At 72.8% G+C, this 18205-nt stretch carries 21 protein-coding genes; 4 read left to right on the top strand and 17 right to left on the bottom strand.

Annotated features, from left to right (window positions below; translation table 11 throughout):
* The 10 genes from BM223_RS28270 to mshB form a co-directional block, all read right to left on the bottom strand.
* Positions 1-408, bottom strand: a complete 408-nt coding sequence (locus BM223_RS28270) for a hypothetical protein (protein WP_038680964.1) — start codon at positions 406-408, stop codon at positions 1-3.
* A complete protein-coding gene (locus BM223_RS05595; protein ID WP_038680967.1) occupies positions 398-1168 on the bottom strand; it encodes a hypothetical protein in 771 nt (256 codons plus the stop codon). Before BM223_RS05595 ends, BM223_RS28270 begins: the two co-directional genes overlap by 11 nt.
* On the bottom strand, positions 1168-1551 hold the full coding sequence (locus BM223_RS05590) for a hypothetical protein (RefSeq protein WP_038680970.1): 384 nt from the start codon (positions 1549-1551) through the stop codon (positions 1168-1170). Before BM223_RS05590 ends, BM223_RS05595 begins: the two co-directional genes overlap by 1 nt.
* A gap of 124 nt (positions 1552-1675) precedes the next feature.
* On the bottom strand, positions 1676-2860 hold the full coding sequence (locus BM223_RS05585) for a lipid-transfer protein (protein ID WP_038680972.1): 1185 nt from the start codon (positions 2858-2860) through the stop codon (positions 1676-1678).
* Positions 2857-3303 (bottom strand): Zn-ribbon domain-containing OB-fold protein, encoded by a 447-nt coding sequence (locus BM223_RS05580; protein ID WP_038680974.1) that lies wholly within the window; start codon positions 3301-3303, stop codon positions 2857-2859. The genes BM223_RS05585 and BM223_RS05580 overlap by 4 nt, the downstream gene beginning before the upstream one ends.
* Positions 3304-3344: 41 nt before the next feature.
* A complete protein-coding gene (locus tag BM223_RS05575; RefSeq protein ID WP_075018474.1) occupies positions 3345-4199 on the bottom strand; it encodes an esterase/lipase family protein in 855 nt (284 codons plus the stop codon).
* 30 nt (positions 4200-4229) lie between these two features.
* Positions 4230-4811, bottom strand: a complete 582-nt coding sequence (locus BM223_RS05570; protein WP_038680976.1) for a Uma2 family endonuclease — start codon at positions 4809-4811, stop codon at positions 4230-4232.
* A 115-nt stretch (positions 4812-4926) separates the two neighbouring features.
* Positions 4927-6711, bottom strand: coding sequence for a VanW family protein (locus BM223_RS05565; protein ID WP_143128550.1), 1785 nt, complete (start codon positions 6709-6711; stop codon positions 4927-4929).
* Between the two features lie 10 nt (positions 6712-6721).
* The gene (locus BM223_RS05560) at positions 6722-7075 is read right to left on the bottom strand and encodes a hypothetical protein (RefSeq protein ID WP_052138936.1); all 354 of its coding nucleotides are present in this window, start codon (positions 7073-7075) and stop codon (positions 6722-6724) included.
* Between the two features lie 16 nt (positions 7076-7091).
* Complete coding sequence (mshB, locus tag BM223_RS05555; RefSeq protein ID WP_038685123.1) at positions 7092-8015, bottom strand: N-acetyl-1-D-myo-inositol-2-amino-2-deoxy-alpha-D-glucopyranoside deacetylase; 924 nt, start codon at positions 8013-8015, stop codon at positions 7092-7094.
* A 25-nt stretch (positions 8016-8040) separates the two neighbouring features.
* On the opposite strand from mshB, the gene BM223_RS05550 reads away from it, so the two are divergent.
* The gene (locus BM223_RS05550) at positions 8041-9051 is read left to right on the top strand and encodes a hypothetical protein (protein ID WP_038680978.1); all 1011 of its coding nucleotides are present in this window, start codon (positions 8041-8043) and stop codon (positions 9049-9051) included.
* Here the strand turns inward: BM223_RS05550 and BM223_RS05545 are convergent.
* Entirely contained in the window at positions 9035-9325 is a 291-nt protein-coding gene (locus BM223_RS05545) for a hypothetical protein (RefSeq protein WP_052138937.1), read from the bottom strand. The genes BM223_RS05550 and BM223_RS05545 overlap by 17 nt on opposite strands.
* A gap of 42 nt (positions 9326-9367) precedes the next feature.
* On the opposite strand from BM223_RS05545, the gene BM223_RS05540 reads away from it, so the two are divergent.
* Positions 9368-10414 carry a hypothetical protein gene (locus BM223_RS05540; protein WP_141267332.1) on the top strand — a complete coding sequence of 349 codons (1047 nt, stop codon included), beginning with the start codon at positions 9368-9370 and terminating at the stop codon, positions 10412-10414.
* Here BM223_RS05540 and BM223_RS05535 read toward each other — a convergent pair.
* On the bottom strand, positions 10398-11585 hold the full coding sequence (locus tag BM223_RS05535) for a glycine C-acetyltransferase (RefSeq protein ID WP_038680984.1): 1188 nt from the start codon (positions 11583-11585) through the stop codon (positions 10398-10400). The genes BM223_RS05540 and BM223_RS05535 overlap by 17 nt on opposite strands.
* Positions 11585-12628 (bottom strand): L-threonine 3-dehydrogenase, encoded by a 1044-nt coding sequence (tdh, locus tag BM223_RS05530; RefSeq protein ID WP_038680985.1) that lies wholly within the window; start codon positions 12626-12628, stop codon positions 11585-11587. The genes BM223_RS05535 and tdh overlap by 1 nt, the downstream gene beginning before the upstream one ends.
* 89 nt (positions 12629-12717) lie before the next feature.
* On the opposite strand from tdh, the gene BM223_RS05525 reads away from it, so the two are divergent.
* Together BM223_RS05525 and BM223_RS05520 are read left to right on the top strand one after the other, a co-directional pair.
* Positions 12718-13635 (top strand): LysR family transcriptional regulator, encoded by a 918-nt coding sequence (locus BM223_RS05525; protein ID WP_038680987.1) that lies wholly within the window; start codon positions 12718-12720, stop codon positions 13633-13635.
* 8 nt (positions 13636-13643) lie between these two features.
* Positions 13644-14111, top strand: coding sequence for a nucleoside deaminase (locus tag BM223_RS05520; RefSeq protein WP_038680990.1), 468 nt, complete (start codon positions 13644-13646; stop codon positions 14109-14111).
* On the opposite strand, the gene BM223_RS05515 is transcribed toward BM223_RS05520, so the two are convergent.
* The 4 genes from BM223_RS05515 to xdhC all read right to left on the bottom strand — a co-directional run bounded on the left by BM223_RS05515 (position 14108) and on the right by xdhC (position 18203).
* Complete coding sequence (locus tag BM223_RS05515; protein WP_038680992.1) at positions 14108-14644, bottom strand: hypothetical protein; 537 nt, start codon at positions 14642-14644, stop codon at positions 14108-14110. The genes BM223_RS05520 and BM223_RS05515 overlap by 4 nt on opposite strands.
* A 19-nt stretch (positions 14645-14663) precedes the next feature.
* Positions 14664-16736 (bottom strand): transglutaminase domain-containing protein, encoded by a 2073-nt coding sequence (locus BM223_RS05510; RefSeq protein WP_038680995.1) that lies wholly within the window; start codon positions 16734-16736, stop codon positions 14664-14666.
* Complete coding sequence (locus BM223_RS05505; protein WP_052138938.1) at positions 16733-17158, bottom strand: hypothetical protein; 426 nt, start codon at positions 17156-17158, stop codon at positions 16733-16735. The genes BM223_RS05510 and BM223_RS05505 overlap by 4 nt, the downstream gene beginning before the upstream one ends.
* Positions 17159-17384: 226 nt before the next feature.
* Positions 17385-18203: a xanthine dehydrogenase accessory protein XdhC gene (gene xdhC / locus BM223_RS05500; RefSeq protein WP_038681002.1), complete on the bottom strand. Its 819-nt coding sequence runs from the start codon at positions 18201-18203 to the stop codon at positions 17385-17387.
* Positions 18204-18205 lie beyond the last annotated feature (2 nt).

Raw genomic sequence — 18205 nt, 5'->3', positions numbered from 1 at the left:
TCAGGGCCCTCCGCCCCGGACCGGTGCCGCGTGGAGCCGCACCGCGTCGCCCTCGCCGAGCCCGGCACCGGCGACCTCGACCAGTCCGTCCGCGGTGCGGCCGATCGTGACCGGGACCGCCCGCCGCCGGTCGCCGTCGACCACCTCGACCCGGCTCGTGCCGTCCCCCGCCGTCTCGACCGCGCCGGCCGGCGCCGCGAGCGCCGGGCCCGCCGGGGCACCTCCGCGCGCGGGGAAGTCGACGACGCGCAGCGCCGCGACCGGGACCGGCAGCCGCGGCGCCGCCCGCCGCTCCCGCGCCTCCCCCGGCGTCGTCGTGGTCGCTGCCGTCACACCCAGCCACACCACCGACACCACCAGGGCTCCGGCCACGCCGGTCGCGAACCGCCGCGCGGGGTCAGGGGACATAGCCGAGCTCCACCAGCTCGGCGGCGAACTTCTCCAGGACCTCGCGGTGCCGCTCGATGAGGGCGGGGCGCTTCTTCTCGAGGAGCCGGCGCAGGCCGGCGTAGTAGTCCTCGCCGCAGTCGGCGAAGGCGACGGAGTAGTCCATCATCTTCGCCACGCTGTCGGACAGGAGGAACGAGCGGTCGACGGACCCCATGAAGGAGCCAGCAGGGTCGTCGTCGGACACCTCGAGCCCGGTCCGGTCCCGCAGGCAGGTCGCCATCGCGTCCTTGACCGGCACGAGCGATGCGTCCTGGACCACCGTCTGGGTGACCTCGTCCCACGGGATCGCGAGCTTGGCCCAGTCCCAGAAGGAGGGCATCCGCTTGCCGATCTGGTCACCGACCTGGCAGTCCTCGCGACCGTAGTCGATCTTCTCGACGGACTCGTTGATCCCCTTGCGGCGGATCAGGTCGAGGTCCGGGTAGAGGGCCTGCTCGAACCGGTCGGCGGTCCCGTCCAACGGCGGCGCCTTGCCGCCGCAGCGCTCGATGCCCCAGCCCCGAGCGAACCGCTCCACCCTCATCCGGCGCAGCTGGGAGCGCCCCGGCAGCGTGAAGGACGCGTCGACCACGTCCTGCAGCACCTGCGGGTCACCCGCCAGGGCACTGTCTCGCCCGCGGGAGGGCCCCTCCCCCGGCGCCTCAGTGCCGCTCGGCGAGCAGCCCGCCGCGAGCAGCAAGCCGCAGCACAGCGCGGCGATCCGAGCGCGCGTCTCCATCAGAACCGGTACCGGATGTCCTGACGGTTCCAGTACGTCTCACCGCGCAGCCGGCGGCCGTCGACCGTGTTGCCGATGAGCTTCGCCTCGGAGTCGCTCGACGAGAACGTCCGCCAGCTGTACGTGGCGCTGTAGCGCCACTCACCGTCGACGTAGTACTGCCCGCGAACCCGCTCGACCTCCGTCGTCGACTGGATGCCCCAGAGGCCGTCGCACCCGATACTCGCGTTGAACGTCTCCGAGTTCGCCGGGTTGAGCGCCGTGTTCTTCCACTGCCGCACGCAGTCGGCCTGCGCCGGCGCCGCCGCCGAGACGCCGACCAGCACGCTGAGCACTGCCGCCGCCAGCGCGCCGGCGGCGGCTCGTCCGATCCGTCTGTCCATGACCTTCTCCTGTCGCCCCGATCCGAGAGGATCAGGGTGAGACAGGATCAGGCGGACGGCGAGGGATCCGGCCGAGACGTGCGCAGAACGCCGATTTCTCGCCCGCCGAGCGAGCGGGTGGGGCTCAGACCGAGAGCAGCACCGACGAGCCGTGCCCGAACAGGCCCTGGTTGGCGGTGATGCCGACCTTGGCGCCCTCGACCTGACGCCCGGTGGCCTGGCCGCGCAGCTGCCAGGTGAGCTCGCAGACCTGGGCGATCGCCTGGGCCGGGACGGCCTCGCCGAAGCACGCCAGGCCACCCGACGGGTTGACCGGGATCCGGCCGCCGATCGTGGTGTCGCCGGCCCGGAGCAGGGCCTCGGCCTCGCCGCGCCGGCAGAGCTGGAGGTCCTCGATCCAGTCGAGCTCGAGGGCGGTGGAGAGGTCGTAGACCTCGGCCACGTCGACGTCGGAGGGGTCGATCCCCGCCTCCTCGTACGCCGCGCGCGCGATCGACTCCTTGAACGTGTGGTCCGGCACGCCGGTCACGGCGGACGAGTCCGTGGCGAGCAGGGGCATGTCGATGACCGTGTTCGGGAAGGTCGGGGTGACCGTCGAGACGGCGGCGACCTTCACCGGCTGGGCGATGCCGTGCTTCTTGGCGTACTCGGCGCTCACCAGGACGACGGCCGCGGCGCCGTCGGAGGTCGCGCAGATGTCGAGCAGGTGCAGGGGGTCCGAGACGACGGGCGAGGCGAGGACGTCGGCGACGGTCGACTCCTTGCGGAAGCGCGCATAGGGGTTCTCGAGGCCGTGCCGGGCGTTCTTGACCTTCACCTGCGCGAAGTCCTCGCTGGTGGCGCCGTAGAGGTCCATCCGGCGGCGCGCGTAGAGCGCGAAGTACGCCGGGTTGGTCATGCCGAGCAGCCGGAAGCGCAGCCAGTCGGGGTCGTTCCAGCGCTCGCCCGCGTTGGGGGCGAGGAAGCCCTTGGGCGTGGTGTCGGCACCGACGACGAGGGCGACCTCGGAGAGACCCGCCATGATCCGGGCGCGGGCGGTGTCGATCGCCTGGGCGCCCGTCGCGCAGGCCGCGTACGACGTCGCGATCCGCGCGCCGTTCCAGCCGAGCGCCTGGGCGAAGGTGGAGCCGGCGACGTAGCCGGCGTACCCGTTGCGGACGGTCTCGCCGCCGACGACCAGGTCGACGTCGCTCCAGGCGATGCCGGCGTCCTTGAGCGCGGCGCGGGCGGCGTGCACGCCGTACTCGGTGAAGTTGCGGCCCCACTTGCCCCAGGGGTGCATGCCCGCACCCGCGATCACGATGCTCATGCGCGCTCCCCCGTCGGCTTCCAGCGGTAGATGGTGCGCTCACCCGTCTCGTCGACGTTGAGCGTCTCGACGACGAGCTCGACGGGCGCGCCGACCTTGAGGTCCTCGACGCCGTAGCCGGCCGCCACCTGGCCGAGCACGACGATGCCCTCGGGGAGCTCGACGGCGGCGAGCGCGAACGGCTCGAAGGGGTCGGTGGGCGCGATGTAGGGGGCCGGCGGCTGGTACTGCGCGTCGGTGTACGACCACACCCGTCCGGTGCGCCCGAGCTCGACGGCGTCGTGCTCCTGGCCGTCGCAGGCGGGGTTGCGGCAGTAGAAAGCCGCGGCACCGGCGTCGGAGGAGACCGGCGGGAACACGACGTTGCTGCAGGTGGTGCAGCGCGACGCGAGCAGCCGCGGCTCGTCGCCGGTGGTGAACCAGCCTTCGATCACGGGGGTCATGCCGGCACCCTACCAAGCAAGTGCTTGTGCGTGCGGGGCTCTCAGCAGCGGGGCTGGTACGACGGGTCGGCCGGCCCCGCGTGGGCCAGGGCGTCGAGCGTCATCCCGATGGCGGCGTTGTCCATCGGGATGAGGACGTGCTCGGCGATCGTGAAGCGGCACTTGTCCTGGATGGTCACGTTGGTGGTGCGCGGGCCGGGTGCGAGGTAGCCCGACGTGTGGGGGACAACGACCTCGTCGTACCGGCTGGTGATCTGGGTGTAGCTGACGTCGCCCGGCGTCTCGTCGCCCGCGTTGAGCTCGCGCAGGAACGCCGAGCCCCACGCCTGCTGGTTGCAGGACACGCAGATCAGGCCCGGCACCAGCGCCGCGACCGGGTTCGCCGACGGGATCAGCCGGGTGCCGTGGTTGGAGGGCGCGATGCCGACCAGGTCGTCGACGTGGGCCGCGCCGCCGAGGTTCTTGATGTAGTAGCGCGGCATCATCCCGCCCTGCGAGTGCCCGACGAGCGACACCTTCGCCGCCCCGGTCGCCGCCCGCACCTTGTCGACGAACGTCTTGAGCTGGCCCGCGGCCCGCACGACGTCGTCGGTGCCGCGGTTGCCGTAGTCGAGCGAGAACAGGCACGAGCCGGTCGCCAGGATCGCCTTGGACAGCCGCTCCAGCAGGTGCCGGCGGTCGCCGAACGTGCCGTGCACGAGCACCACCGGGACCGGCCGGGCCGCCGTCGGCCGGCAGCCCCAGTCGTTGACGCCCGGGACGTCGCCCTCGGGCGCCGTCGGCAGCGGCGGCAGGACCGTGTCCGCCTGGGCTGCCGGCACCGCGGCGAGCGTGCCGCCGAGGCCGACCAGGAGGGTCGCGAGCAGGGACGACGTCCAGAGCCGAGAGGTGCGCACGCCCTGCTCAACGGCGACTGGTGGCGGAGGTCACACCAGGGCGAGCAGGTCGACGTCGACGTGCCCGTGACCGACGACCTCGACCGTGCCGCGCGGGCGCTCGGCGTCGAGCTCGAGCACGACCTCCCACTCGTCGTCGCGTGCGGTGAGGGCGGTCAGCGCGGGCGTGGTCCGGTCGAGGATCCAGTAGTGGGCGATGCCGCCGCGCAGGTACTCGCGGGGCTTGCGGATCAGGTCCTCGCTGCGGGTGGTGCGGGAGAGCACCTCGACCACGAGGACGGGCGGCACCCGTCCCCAGACCTCGTCGCCGTCGTCGTCATCGGTCGTCGCGTACGCCGCGACGTCCGCGACGCGGAGCGAGTGACCGAGGTCGATCCCCATCTCGGTACCGACCCGGAGCCGGGGCAGGGCGTCGCCGATCAGACGGGCGATGCGCATCTCGGCGTACTGGTGGGCGTGAGGCGCCGGCGGACTCATCAGCGCGACTCCGCCGACGTACTCGGCGCGGACCTCCCGCGGCAGCGCGTCGAACGCCGCGCGCGACATGCGGCGCCGTTCGAGGCGCGGCTCGTTGGACATGACCGCCATCCGCGACTCCGATCCGATGGACACATTCCTGCTCCTCCGAGAATCGCACGCCCGAGCATGCGATGCGAGGAACCAGGATCAATCGACCGCGAATCGTCGGCAACCGGTCATCCACAGGCCCGGAGCCGGGCCGCGGAGATCAGTCGTCGCCGGGGTCCGCGCCCGCGGGCGGCGGGCCGGGCTTCTTGCAGACCACGGTGTCCGACGGCGTGTAGACCGTGTGGAACTTCTCGGTGTGGTCGACCGCCGACTCCTTGTGCTTGCGGAAGATCCGGGTGACGTCGACCTGGAAGCCCGACCAGCCGGTGTGCGCCTCGCAGTCCGGGGTGGTCAGGGTGCGGGTGGCCGGGGAGACGTAGCCGTAGCGGGCGGAGGTCTTGGAGTCGATGTCCCAGACCTTCGTCGACCACATCTGGACGGTCACCTTGCCCTGGCGGGAGTAGTTGCTCGGCACCACCCAGGCGCGGATGAGGATGCCGTAGGGGGTGTCGTTCTCGAAGCGCAGGTCGACGGTCGGCCAGGCGACGGTGGCCTCGCGGCCGACCGGGTAGCGGTCGATGTAGAACGAGTGCGGCTTGTGCTGGATGTCCTTGAGGCCGGCGAAGAACATCGCGTTGAACGTCGTCGTCGCCATCTGGGAGACGCCACCGCCGAGGTCCTTCTTGAGGATGCCGTTGCTGATGATGTAGCCGTCGGTGAAGCCGTTCTCGGCCGTGCGCTCGCCGACGATGCCGTTGAGCGAGAACTCCTCGCCGGGCTTGAGGATGGTGCCGTCGACGAGCTCGGCGGCGCGGCCGATGTTGACGTTGCGGTAGTCGGCGTGGGGGTAGTAGGTCGAGAACTCCGAGACCTTCTCGACGATCTTGAGCGCCTTGGCGTCCTTGGTCGTGAAGTCGGCGTCCACGACCTCGGCGTCGACCTTGCCGCTGCGGGCGTCCTCGGGCGCGGTGAGCAGGCCCTGGAAGACGGTGGCGACCTGGGCCGGGTCGAAGCTGACGCCGGGCTTGGCGGGGACGACCTTCGGCTTCCCCTTGACGAGCTTGACCGTGGCGTCGACCGGCTTGCCGTCGGCGGTGGCGTCCTTGACGAGCTCGGTGAGCGCCGCCTGGTCGACGGCGGGGACGAGCTTGCCGTTCTCGGGCTTCATCGAGAGGACGGCGGCGAACTTGCGCGGCGCGAGGCGGATCTCGTTCTCGCCGAACACCAGCGTGACGGCGTGCGCCATCGCCGGGTTGGCGAAGCTGTCGACGGCCTCCTCGACATCGGCCGAGTCGATGTCGGGCTGCGCGGCAGCGACCTCGAGGACGACGGACTTCTCGTCGCCGAGGTAGGCGTCGACGATGGCCGTCCACGCGTCGTCGCGGTCGACCTCCTCGCCGGCCTCCGGCTGCGTGGTCTTGACGCCGTCGGCGGTGAAGAGGACCTGGCCGTCCTTGGGGGGCTTGCCGAGACCCTCGGAGAGCGCGGTGAGCTTGGCGTCGAGGCGGGCCTCGTCGATGTGGACGACGGCGTCGACGTCCTTGCCGCCGGTGAAGTAGTCCCACTGGCGACGCGGGTTCCAGCTGGCGCCGGCGCCGGCCGCGTCGACGGACGCGGCGTAGTCGATGTCGAGGCCGATCTCGCCGGGCTCGACGGACTCCTTCGCGTCGGCGGACGCGGACTGCGCGACGGTGACCTCGATCGGCTCCTTGGCCCGCGTGCCGAAGGCCTTCTCGAGCTTGGCGATCGCCGCGTCGCGGGACAGCCCGCCGACGTCGACGCCGGAGATGCTGGTGCCGCGCGGGACCTTATCGCCGGCGAGGCCGTACGCCGCGGCGTACCCACCGCCGGCGAGCAGTGCCAGCAGCACGATGACCACGACGACGATCCGGCCTCCGGGGCGCTCGGACTTCGTCGTGTCGGTGTCGGACTCCCACAGCGTCACGCGCGCCATCCTAAGGACGAGTAGGTTGCCGCTCCGCATCCGGAGCCGTCGCGCGGCGTGGGAGGAGGCCCACGAAGCCCGCGCCGAGCACGACCGCACCGCCCGCCAGGAGGACGTAGCCGCTGCCGTCGCCGGCCACCAGGTAGTCGCCCTCGGAGCGCTCCAGGGTCAGCACGCCGAGCGCCGCGACCCATCCCGCCGCGAACGGCAGCCGCGCCCACCAGCCGCCCGGGAGGGCGACGAGGGACGCCGCGGTCGCGGCCAGGCCGAGCACGAGGCCCCACGCGTAGCCGTGGAGCAGCACCGTGCACACCGCGACGCCGGCGCCCAGCACGAGGCAGGGGACGACGAGGAGGGCGCGCACGAGCAACGCCCCGGCCTCAGCCCGGGATCCCGGCGAAGAGGTCGGTCTCCCAACCGTTCTCGCCCGCCCCCGGACCGGCCGTGCCCTTGACCAGGCGGAACTGCTCGCGGCCGAACGCCTGGGCGCCCACGTTGTTGGACAGCGCGAAGAACGGCCCGTCGGTGGTGATCTGCGTGGCGTGCGCGCGCAGGGCGTCGAGCTTCTTCTCGACGTAGTCGCCGGCGTCGACCTCGGCCGAGATGTCCTCGTCGGGGCGGAACATCGCCGGCAGGTCGCCGTCGGGGTCCATGCCCTCGAAGGTCGTGGTGTCGCCCGCCGCCCGCAGCCTGCGCAGGCCCTCGCGAATGCGGCTCTCGGAGATCGCCCCCCAGTAGATCTTCGCGATGTCCCAGGGCTCCCCCAGGTCGCGCCGGTACGACGGCGCGGCGGCGAGCTGCGACGCGTACATCGCGACCCGGTGGGCCTGGATGTGGTCGGGGTGGCCGTAGCCGCCGAACTCGTCGTACGTCACGAGGACCTGGGGCCGCACCTCGCGGATGACCGCGACGAGGTGGTTGGCCGCCTCGGTCAGGTCGGCGTGCCAGAAGGCGTTGTCGTGGATGTCGTCGGCCGCGATCGCGTGGCCGTCCTCGTGCCACTTCATCCCGGAGTCGCGGTAGGTGCCGAAGCCGCCGAGGAAGCGGTGGTCGGTGACGCCGAGCGCGGCCATCGCCGCGGCCAGCTCGCCCTGGCGGTGCTCACCGAGGCGATCGTCCTTGTCGGCGGCCAGGTGCTCCAGCTCGGGGACCAGGATCTCGCCCATCTCGCCCGCCGTGCAGGTGACGAGGGTGACGCCGCGACCCTCCGCGACGTACTTGGCCATGGTGGCGCCCTGGCCGATCGACTCGTCGTCAGGGTGGGCGTGCACGAGCAGCAGACGGTGTGCCGCGGTTTCGGTCATGCTGACGAGCGTAATGATGTGCCCCATGAGCTTCTCGCCCGGGCGCATCGCGGTCACCGCCGCCACCGTCGGCCTCCTCGGCAGCACGTTGTCCGGCTGCGGACTGCTCGACGGCAGCTCGCGGCTCGAGAAGGCCCTCGAGTACCTCCCGGCCGGCACCCGGAGCGTGCAGTTCGTCGACCGCGCGAAGATCGCCGACCGCCTCGACCTCGACGACCTCGCGACCGGCGCGTCCGAGGACGACGTCCGCCGCTGGGCCGAGGCGAGCAAGGACGAGGCCTACGGCACCGAGCTCTCACGGTGGCTGGCGCCCATGCAGGAGGCGGCGTTCAGCGACTTCGACGTCGAGTGGGAGGTGGTCGGCACCGGCGACGGCGGCCTCACCCGGATCTGGCGGATGTCCGACGACCTCGACTTCGACAAGGTCGCCGCCGATCTCGAGGACGCCGGCTACGAGCGCTCCGGCAGCAAGGACCGCCCGGTCTTCCACGCCGACATCGCCGACGCCGAGGACGGCCTCGTCGGCGGCCGCTACCCGATCCCCCCGCTCGACCTCGCGCTCGTGCCCGGCGAGGAGCTCATCGTCACCGGCACCGCCGTCGACGAGGTGCTCGACGCGGTGGACGACGACGCCGACTCGCTCGCCGACGAGGGCAGCTTCGGCGACCTGCTCGACCAGGCCGACGACCAGGGCGACCTCGAGTACGCCGCGCTCGGGCTGGACGGCCCGTGCGCGCCGGCCGACGAGCCCGACGCGAAGGGCGAGGGGATCGGCCTGTTCGTGCCCGCGGACGACGACGTCCGGGTGGTGCGCCTGTTCGACACCGACGGGGGCGCGGAGGCCGACGCCGCCGCGCTGGAGGACGGCCTCGCGTCGTTCGGCGAGCGCACCGGCACCGACCTCGACGCCGAGATCACCACCGACGGTCGCGCCGTCAGGCTCGAGACGGGCTTCGACGGGCGCAGGGTGCTCACCCAGGCCTACCTGCGCCAGGAAGGCCCGTTCGGCTGCCCCGGACTCACTCCGGGCGCTTGATCCGCTTCGGCGCGTCGGGCAGCGGCAGCATCGTGCCGGTCGGGCCGCCGACGGGACCGGGGGCGTCGTCCTCGGTGTCGAGCCAGCCCTCGTAGGTCTCGACCAGCATCTCGAGCTGGATCTCCGGGGCGTCGGTCAGGACCGCCCACGGGTGGTCCTCGTCGTCGTCCTCGCCGGCCAGCCGCTCGCGGACGACCTCGGCGGTGAAGCCACCGCGCACCAGCACGAGCGCGGCGGCGCGCGCGTCGTCCTCGTCGAAGAAGATGCCTCTCACGGGTCCATCATCCCCCAGGCGCGACGTCCTAGGGTGAACCCCGTGCCCGGCTTGCATCTGACGCGTACGGCGGAGAACGGCGACGAGATCGACGCCCTGGCCGCGGCGCTGCGCTCCGACGGCGGCGGCCGCGTGGGGGTGACCGGGATGGTCCGGGACCTGCCGGGACGGCTCCGGCGCACGTTCGCGCCGTCGCCGCGTCTGCTCGGGCTCAAGGTCAGCCAGGCGTACACCTGGGAGGGGCCGGACCGGCGCGACCGCGGGTGGTGGCCGCAGGGCATCACGACGTCGGCCGAGACCGGCTTCCGCGAGGCGCACGGCCACGACGTGCTGATGACGTCGTGGTACTCCCGGAAGGGGCAGGGCGCGCGGGTCAGCCTGGCCGACCTGCACCACCGCCGCTACGGGCACATCCTCCTCGTCACGCCGACGGTCGTGGACGGCGTGCCGGGCATCAAGCCGCTCAAGGTGCATGCGGGCGGCATCGTCTGGCACGGCGACTACCTCCACGTCGCGGCCACCGGGAAGGGGTTCTCCAGCTGCCACCTGGGCGACGTGCTGCGGGTGCCGGCCGGGTCGCCGTACGAGACGTTCGGGCACCGCTACGTGCTGCCGGTCCGGTTCGCGCACAAGGGGGTGGCCGACGAGGGGGTCGGCCGGCTGCGGTTCTCGTTCTTCAGCGTCGACCGCTCGGGCGACGAGCCGACACTGCTGGTCGGCGAGTACGGGTCGAGCAAGCAGAGCCGCAGGATCGCCCGGCTCGCGCTCGACCCGGCGACGAGCCTGCCCCGCCCGGACACCGACGGACGCATCCTGCCCGAGCTCGACGACCGCGGCGCGCTGCGGATGCAGGGCATCGCCGCGGTCGACGGGACCTACTACATGACGCGCTCGCGGACGCCGTACCTGCCCGGCTCGGTGTACGTCGGCCGCCCGGGCGCCTTCGGCGAGCACCGGGCCGCGACCCCCTTCGGCCCCGAGGACCTGGTGTGGTGGCCCGAGACCGACTCGTTCTGGTCGGTGAGCGAGCACCCGATGCGGCGCTGGATCTTCGCGATGCGCCGCAGCGACCTCAGCCCGCGGGCGTAGCGACCGCCCGCGCGACGGCGAACGCCTCGACGCACCGGCGGACCTGGTCCTCGGTGTGCGCGGCGGAGAGCTGCACGCGGATGCGCGCCTCGCCCCGCGGGACCACGGGGAAGCTGAACGCCGTCACGTAGACGCCGTGCTTCTGCATCTCGTCGGCGATCCGCGCGGTGAGCGCGGCGTCGCCGAACATCACCGGGACGATGGGGTGCTCGCCAGGCAGCAGGTCGAAGCCCTCGGCCTCCATCAGCGAGCGGAAGAGGGCGGCGTTGGCCCGCAGCCGCTCGCGCAGGTCGCCCGAGCCCTCGACCAGGTCGAGCGCCCGCAGCGTGCCCGCCACGATGGAGGGGGCGAGCGTGTTGGAGAACAGGTACGGCCGGGAGCGCTGGCGCAGCAGCGCGACGATCTCGCGGTGCGAGGAGACATAGCCTCCGGACGCGCCGCCCAGGGCCTTGCCGAACGTGCCGGTGTAGATGTCGACCCGGTCGGCGACCCCGCACAGCTCGGGCGTGCCGCGGCCGCCGTCCCCGATGAAGCCGACCGCGTGGGAGTCGTCGACGAGGACGAGGGCGTCGTACTTGTCGGCGAGGTCGCAGATCTCCCGCAGGGGTGCGATGTAGCCGTCCATCGAGAACACGCCGTCGGTCACGACGACCCGGAACCGGGCGTCGGCGGCGGCCGTCAGCTGCTCCTCGAGGTCGGCCATGTCGCGGTTGGCGTAGCGCAGGCGGCGGGCCTTCGAGAGCCGGATGCCGTCGATGATCGAGGCGTGGTTGAGCGCGTCGGAGATGATCGCGTCGTCGGCACCGAAGAGCGTCTCGAAGACGCCGCCGTTGGCGTCGAAGCACGACGAGTACAGGATCGTGTCGTCGGTGCCGAGGAAGCCGGAGAGTCGGCGCTCGAGCTCGAGGTGCTGCTCCTGGGTGCCGCAGATGAAGCGCACGCTGGCCAGGCCGTAGCCCCACTCGTCGAGCGCGCCGCGCGCGGCCTCGAGCAGCCGCGCGTCGTCGGCGAGGCCGAGGTAGTTGTTGGCGCAGAAATTGAGCACCTCGGCGCCGTCGGCGACGATCTCGGCCTTCTGGGGGCCGCGGATGCCGCGCTCGCGCTTGGTGAGCCCGGCCTGCTCGATGCCGTCGAGCTCGGCGGTGAGGTGGTCCCTGAAGTTCCCGTACATCACAGCTCCGTCCAGTCCAGAACAACCTTGCCGACCCCGGCGGACGCCGCGATCTCGAAGCCCCGCTCCCACTCGCGGGCGGGGAGGCGGTCGGAGATCACCGAGGAGATCGCCTCCCGCAGGGTGCTGCTCGACTGCAGCATCGCGCCCATCGCGTTCCAGGTCTCGAACATCTCGCGCCCGTAGATGCCCTTGAGGGTCAGCATGTGCGTGACGACCTTGCCCCAGTCGATCGCGAACGGCGCACTGGGCAGGCCCAGCATGGCGATCCTGCCGCCGTGGTTCATGTTGTCGATCATCTGCGGCAGCGCCGACGGGGCGCCGCTCATCTCGAAGCCGATATCGAAGCCCTCGCGCATGCCCAGCGCCCGCTGGACGTCGAGCACGGTCTCCTGCGACACGTCGACGACGGCGTCCGCGCCCATGCCCTTGGCCAGCTCGAGGCGGGCCGGGCTGACGTCGGTGCCGACGACGTAGCGGGCGCCGACGTGGCGCGCGATCGCTATCGCCATCAGCCCGATCGGGCCGCAGCCGGTGACGAGGACGTCCTCGCCGACGAGGGGGAACGCGAGCGCGGTGTGGACGGCGTTGCCGAGCGGGTCGAAGATCGCGCCCAGGCCGGGCTCGACGTCGGGGTGGTGGACCCAGACGTTGCTCGCCGGGAGGCTCAGGTACTCGGCGAACGCGCCGTCGCGCTGGACGCCCAGACCCACGGTCCGGATGCACATCTGGCGCCGGCCCGCGCGGCAGTTGCGGCAGGTGCCGCAGACGATGTGGCCCTCGCCGGAGACCCGGTCGCCGACGGTGACGTCGTCGACGAGCGGGCCGACCTCGACCACCTCGCCGTAGAACTCGTGGCCCGGGGTGAGCGGCGCCTGCACCGCACCGGCCGCCCACTCGTCCCAGCGGAGGATGTGCAGGTCGGTGCCGCAGATCCCGGTGCGGAGCACGCGGATCACCACGTCGGCCGGACCGCACACCGGGTCCGGGCGGTCGACGAGCGCGAGCCCGGGACCGGCCTCGGCCTTGAAGAGCGCCTTCATGGCTCCATTGGAGCGCCGGACGACCGTGCAGAGCAACGGGCACTTCCTGCAAGGTCACTTAAGTGATCGCTTCACGGTAGGTTGCCCGGGTGGAGATCCACCAGCTCACGATCCTGCGCGAGCTCGGCGCCCTCGGCAGCGTCACCGCCGTCGCCGAGGCGCTCCACGTCTCGCCGTCGGCCGTCTCGCAGCACCTGGCCGCGCTGCAGCGGCAGTTCGCGACGCCGCTGACCCGGCGCGAGGGCCGGGTGCTCACCCTCACCGATGCCGGCGTGGAGCTCGCCCGGGCCGGCGCCGGCGTCATCGACGCGATGGCCGCCGCGCAGAGCGCCGTCGAGGAGTTCGAGGACCGCGCCGGCGGGACCGTCACGCTGAGCAGCTTCCACAGCGCCGGGCAGGCTGTCTTCGGCCCCCTGCTGCGCGAGCTCGGCACCGGCCGCCCCGACAGCCCTGACCTCCGGCTCGCCGACGAGGACGTCGCGCAGAGCGACTTCCCCGCACTGACGGCGCAGTACGACCTCGTGCTCGCGCACCGCATGGAGCACAGCCCGCCCTGGCCGGGCGCCGACCTGCACGTCGTCCACCTGGCCCGGGAGCCGCTCGACGTCGCGCTCCCGGCCGCGCACCCGCTGGCCCGCAGGCGGACGCTGCGCCCTCGCGACGTCATCGGCGAGCGCTGGGTGACCAGCCGCGTGGGCTACTCCCCCGACGACGTCCTCACCGCCGTCGCCGCGCTCGCCAGCCGGCCGGCCGAGGTCGTGCACCGGGTCAACGACTACGGCGCCGTCGCGGCGCTCGTCGCCGCCGGCTCGGGGATCGGGCTGCTGCCCCGCTACACCTCCCCCCACCCGTACGACGACGTGGTGCTGCGCCCCCTCCACGGGCTCAGCACGAGCCGCACCATCGACGTCCTCGCGCGTCCCGAGACGCTCCGGCGGCGGTCGGTGCAGGTGGTCGTCCGCGCGCTTCGTGTCGTCATGGAGCGGCTCGTGGCGTCAACGGGTTGAATGGCGCCATGAGCGACGAGACCTGGCTGGCCCAGGCGATCGAGCTGGCGACGGCCAACGTGTCCGACGGCGGCGGACCCTTCGGCGCGGTGATCGTGCGCGACGGCGCCGTCGTGGCGACCGGCCAGAACCGGGTCACCCGCGACCTCGACCCGACCGCGCACGCCGAGGTGATGGCGATCCGCGGCGCGTGCGCGGCGCTCTCGACGTTCGAGCTCGCGGGCTGCGTGCTCTACACCTCGTGCGAGCCGTGCCCCCTCTGCCTGTCGGCCGCGCTGTGGGCCCGGCTCGACCGGGTGGTCTTCGCCGCCGACCGCGACGACGCCGCCCGCGGCGGCTTCGACGACCGGGCGTTCTACGAGCTGTTCGAGCGGCCCCGCTCGGAGTGGACGCTCGCCCTGGAGCAGGTCCGCCCGGACGACGCCGCCCGGCCGTTCGACACCTGGCTCGCCCACGAGCAGCGCACGGCCTACTAGGTGATGGCCGCCACGGTCACGACCGTGACGACCAGCACGACGAGCAGGCCGACCGCGAAGCCGATCGCCAGGAGCGGGCCGTAGCCGATCCGGCGCACCGGCGCTCCGGACTGCCGGAGGGCCGCGAGCAGCGCCGGGCCGCCCTGGCGCGAGAACGCCGAGGCGTCGGCGGCGAGGTTGCCTGCCCGGGCCACCGTGGCCCGGCCGTGGGCGAGCTCGGCACCGGCGAGCCCGGCCGCGGCGCCGGCGGCGCCCAGTGCCGCGCCGACGACCGGCCCGATCGGCCGGGCGAGCACCGGGTAGGACGTCCCGCCGACGGTGACGGTGATGCGCTGCGCGGCCGAGGAGACCCGTGCCTGGTAGACGGGCACGCGGAAGACGTCGACGTAGCCCGACAGGCCCTGGCCCGGCGCCAGCAGCGCGAGCCGGCCGTCCTCGACCAGCAGCCAGACCGGGACCGACCCGCCGGGCGCTGCCCAGTAGCCCTGGAACGCGGCGCGGGCCTGGCCCCCGTAGGCGTACGGACTGCTCACGTCGTCCTCGATCCTGCGGTCAGCGGGTGGCGTAGTCGCGGAGGTAGGCGTCGGACATCCAGTCCTCGTCCTCGGAGCGCAGTGCGTTGCCGGTGAACTGCGCGTCGCGGATCATCAGGTACCGGTCGCCGCGCGGCGAGGTCCAGCGGCCCTCGGGGTCGTTCCACGTCACGTCCACCGCGCGCCAGCTGTTGCCGATCCGCACCTTGTTCCACGCGTGCGCACCGCCGTCGGCCAGGTCCCCGGTGACGACCACCGACTCGATGCCGGCCTCCTCGGCGAGCACGTCGAAGGCGTAGGCGTAGCTCATGCAGACCCCCGTGCCGGAGAGCAGGATGCCGTCCGGCTCCCAGGCGTAGCGGAGCTGGGCCGGGATGTCGGACCGGTACTTCCCCGGCGACCCGGAGATCGCGGCGTCGTCGTACTCGCCCTGGTTCACCAGGTAGCGGTTGAGGGCGCTCACCTTCTCCGCCACGCTCATCCCGGCCGTGATCTCGCTCTTCACGATCGCCTTGGCCCGGTCCGCGATCTTCTGCTGCCGGCGCTGCTTCTCGGCCGCCGTGTAGGCCGCCTGGACGTGAAGGACGCTGCCGTCGAACGAGTACCCGTCGAAGTACGCCAGGGCGTAGGGGTTCTGGTAGACCGCCTCGCGCCACGCGTCCTGGAGGTCGGGCAGGCCGGGCTGGTCGTCGAACTCCGAGAGGTCGATGTCGGTGGCACCCGCGATGAGCTGGCCCGCGATGAACTTCGACAGCTCGTTGCTGCCGAAGACGGGATAGCTCGGCACGGGCAGCTCCGGGCTGGGCTGCTTCGGGTCGTCGACGTCGATCACGACGCTCGACCGCAGCAGTCCCGCCTTCGGGTAGTCCCGCTGGGCCCGGGCGTTGAACGCCGCGACCTCGGCGTCGATGTCCTTGACGGCGTCGGCGGGGATCCGGACGTTCTCGACGAGCCGGGTGCCCTCGCCCTGCAGCGGGACCTCCCAGTAGCGGCCCTTGCGGCGCACCTGGGTGCGGTCGATGGAGGCGCCGGTGGCCCGGGTCGAGCCGTCGACCGAGGCGAACAGGAAGCGGCTCGGCAGGGACTCCAGGCCGCGGTTCCAGATGTCGGCGCCGCCGTCCCACTTCCGGTCGGAGCGGACGGGGAGCGTCTCGAGGCCGGTGAGGTCGACCGGGGCCAGCGCCGACGGCTTGCGGTCCACGACCGCGATGACGCCCAGCCGCGCGTCGATCTTCTCCCCCACGAGGGTCGGGTTCGAGGCCATGGTGGACGCGTCGACCGTGGTGAGCCGCAGCGCCTCGTTCTGCGTGCAGGAGACCGTGCGGCAGACCGCCGTCTCCTCCGACGACCACGTCGTCTCGGTCGTGCGCCCGATCACCCGCACCGTGCCGTCGAGGTTGCTGCCCCGCCGCTGCTGCAGGACCACCGCGTACTCGGTCGCTCCCTCGACCGGCGACCACTCGAGGAGCGCGTCGCCCTGCGCGGAGACGGTCGCGGCGACCTGCGCCGGCGACGGCGTCTCGGCGACGAAGCTCACCTCGGTGACCAGCGGGCGTGCCCGCTTGCTGCCGTCGGGATTGAGCTGCTGGACGACGTACACCTCGGGGTTGAGGTTCCAGTAGGTGCCGAGGTCGGCCACCGTGGCGCTCGCCTGGCCGTTCTGGCGCGTGATGTGCCCGCGCCGCACCTCGACCGGCTTGATGGCCAGGCGCGGCTCCGAGGAGGACGCGGTCGGGTCCGGCAGGACGAGCGCCGGCACCGGCTTGGTGAGCGCCGCGTCGGCGTAGACCTGGATCGTGTCCGGGTCGTCATAGCTGGCGGAGAGCGTCAGGTCGGCCTCGGTGCCGACGCCGGTCAGGGCCTCGGTGTAGTCGTAGCCCGGGACGGCGTTCTCGACCTTCGCGGTGGTGGGGAGCTCCGCGCGCCCCTCGTTGAGCAGGCGGTCGCGCAGCGCGCCGGTCTCGCTCCGGCGGTCGTCGTCCGGGGCGTCGTCCCCACCCTGGGTCAGCACGACGACCAGGCCGACGACGAGGATCACGACCAGGGCGAGCGAACCGAGGACGGCCAGCCAGGGGAATCTGCGCTGCGTCACTGGCACGCCTCGACGACGGCGCCCTGCGTCCGGGTGATCTCGCCGCGCTGGGCGGTGATCTCGTCCGGGATGTTCGAGTCGGGGTACTCGCCCCGGCTGATCGCGTCCTCGGTCTCCTGCTTCCAGTCGGCGAGCGCCCGGTAGTAGGACACGACGACGGTGGCTTCCTCCGTCACCAGCGCCTCGATCTCGTCGTCGCCGGCGCTCGCGATGTCGGCCAGGACGGCGTCGTACATCTCCTGCAGGCGGTCCGGGTCGGCGTCGGCCGCCGCCCACAGCTCGGAGCTCTGGACGACGTCCCGGTAGGCCGCGCAGGACGTCTCGCGGGCGCTGTCGCCGGGCTCGTCGTCGGAGGCGGCGGAGTCACCGGAGTCACCGCGGACGACCAGCGCGACGACGGCGATCACACCCAGGACGAGCACGAGGCCGATCGCCAGCCAGGCGAGCGTGCGCCCCGGACCACGCCGGCCCGGCGGCGGCCCGACCGGCGGCGACCCGGGCGGCGGGGGCCATCCCTGCGGGGGTCCGTACGGAGGCGTGCCGGGGTGAGGTTGGTTCAAGAGACCCGAGTCCTTACAGGAGGCCAGGCGTGCTGGAGCGTCAGTGCGGCCGGGCACGTCGGCCCGTGGACCCTACAAAGTAGAGGCGTCAGGAACGGCGCTCAACCGCGGAATCCGCGCAGCTGCCGACGAGCTCGACCGCGACCGCGAGCGCGATGACCGCGGGCTCCTTGCCGGGCACGCCCGGCGCCCCGATCGGCGTCCGCACCCGGTCGATCGCGCCGGCGTCGTGGCCCAGGTCGGCGAGCTTGCCGCGGAAGCGCGCCCACTTGGCGCTCGACCCGATGAGCCCGACCGAACCGGGGAGGTCCGAGCGCAGCAGCGCGTCGAGAAGGGCGAGGTCCTCGGCGTGGTCGTGGGTGAGGACGAGGACGTCGCTCCCCCGCGGCAGCTCCGCGACGACCAGCTCGGGCAGCACCGGCACCCGGTGCACCCGGACGTCAGCCGGCCCGGTGAGCAGCGGGGCGAGCCGCTCGTCGGTCAGCTCGTCCGCGCGGGAGTCGACGACGTGCAGCTCGACCTCGTGCCGGCTGAGCAGCAGCGCCAGCTCGAACCCGACGTGGCCCATGCCGAACACGGCGATCGAGCGCCGGACCGGGATCGGCTCGTAGAGCAGCGCCACCACGCCCCCGCAGCACTGGACGCCGTGCTCGACGGGCGCCCGGTCAGTCAGGTCGTGCCGCTCCGTGAGCACCTCCCTCTGGCCGCTGCTCAGCAGTGCCCGGGCCCGGCGCACGGCGACCTCCTCGAGGTTGCCGCCGCCGATGCTGCCCCAGGCCGCGTCGGGCGCGACGACGAGCTTGGCACCCGCGGCCCGTGGCGCGTGGCCGCGCACCTCGCTGATCGTCACGACGACCGCCGGCACGCGGTTCTCGCGCAGGTGCTGGAGGGCGCGCAGCCAGTCCACGA

This window comes from Pimelobacter simplex, from assembly GCF_900114845.1.
Taxonomy (GTDB): Bacteria; Actinomycetota; Actinomycetes; order Propionibacteriales; family Nocardioidaceae; genus Nocardioides; species Nocardioides simplex.
The sequence above is the reverse complement of the archived record's forward strand: the minus strand, read 5'-3'. Positions and strand labels throughout refer to the sequence as shown.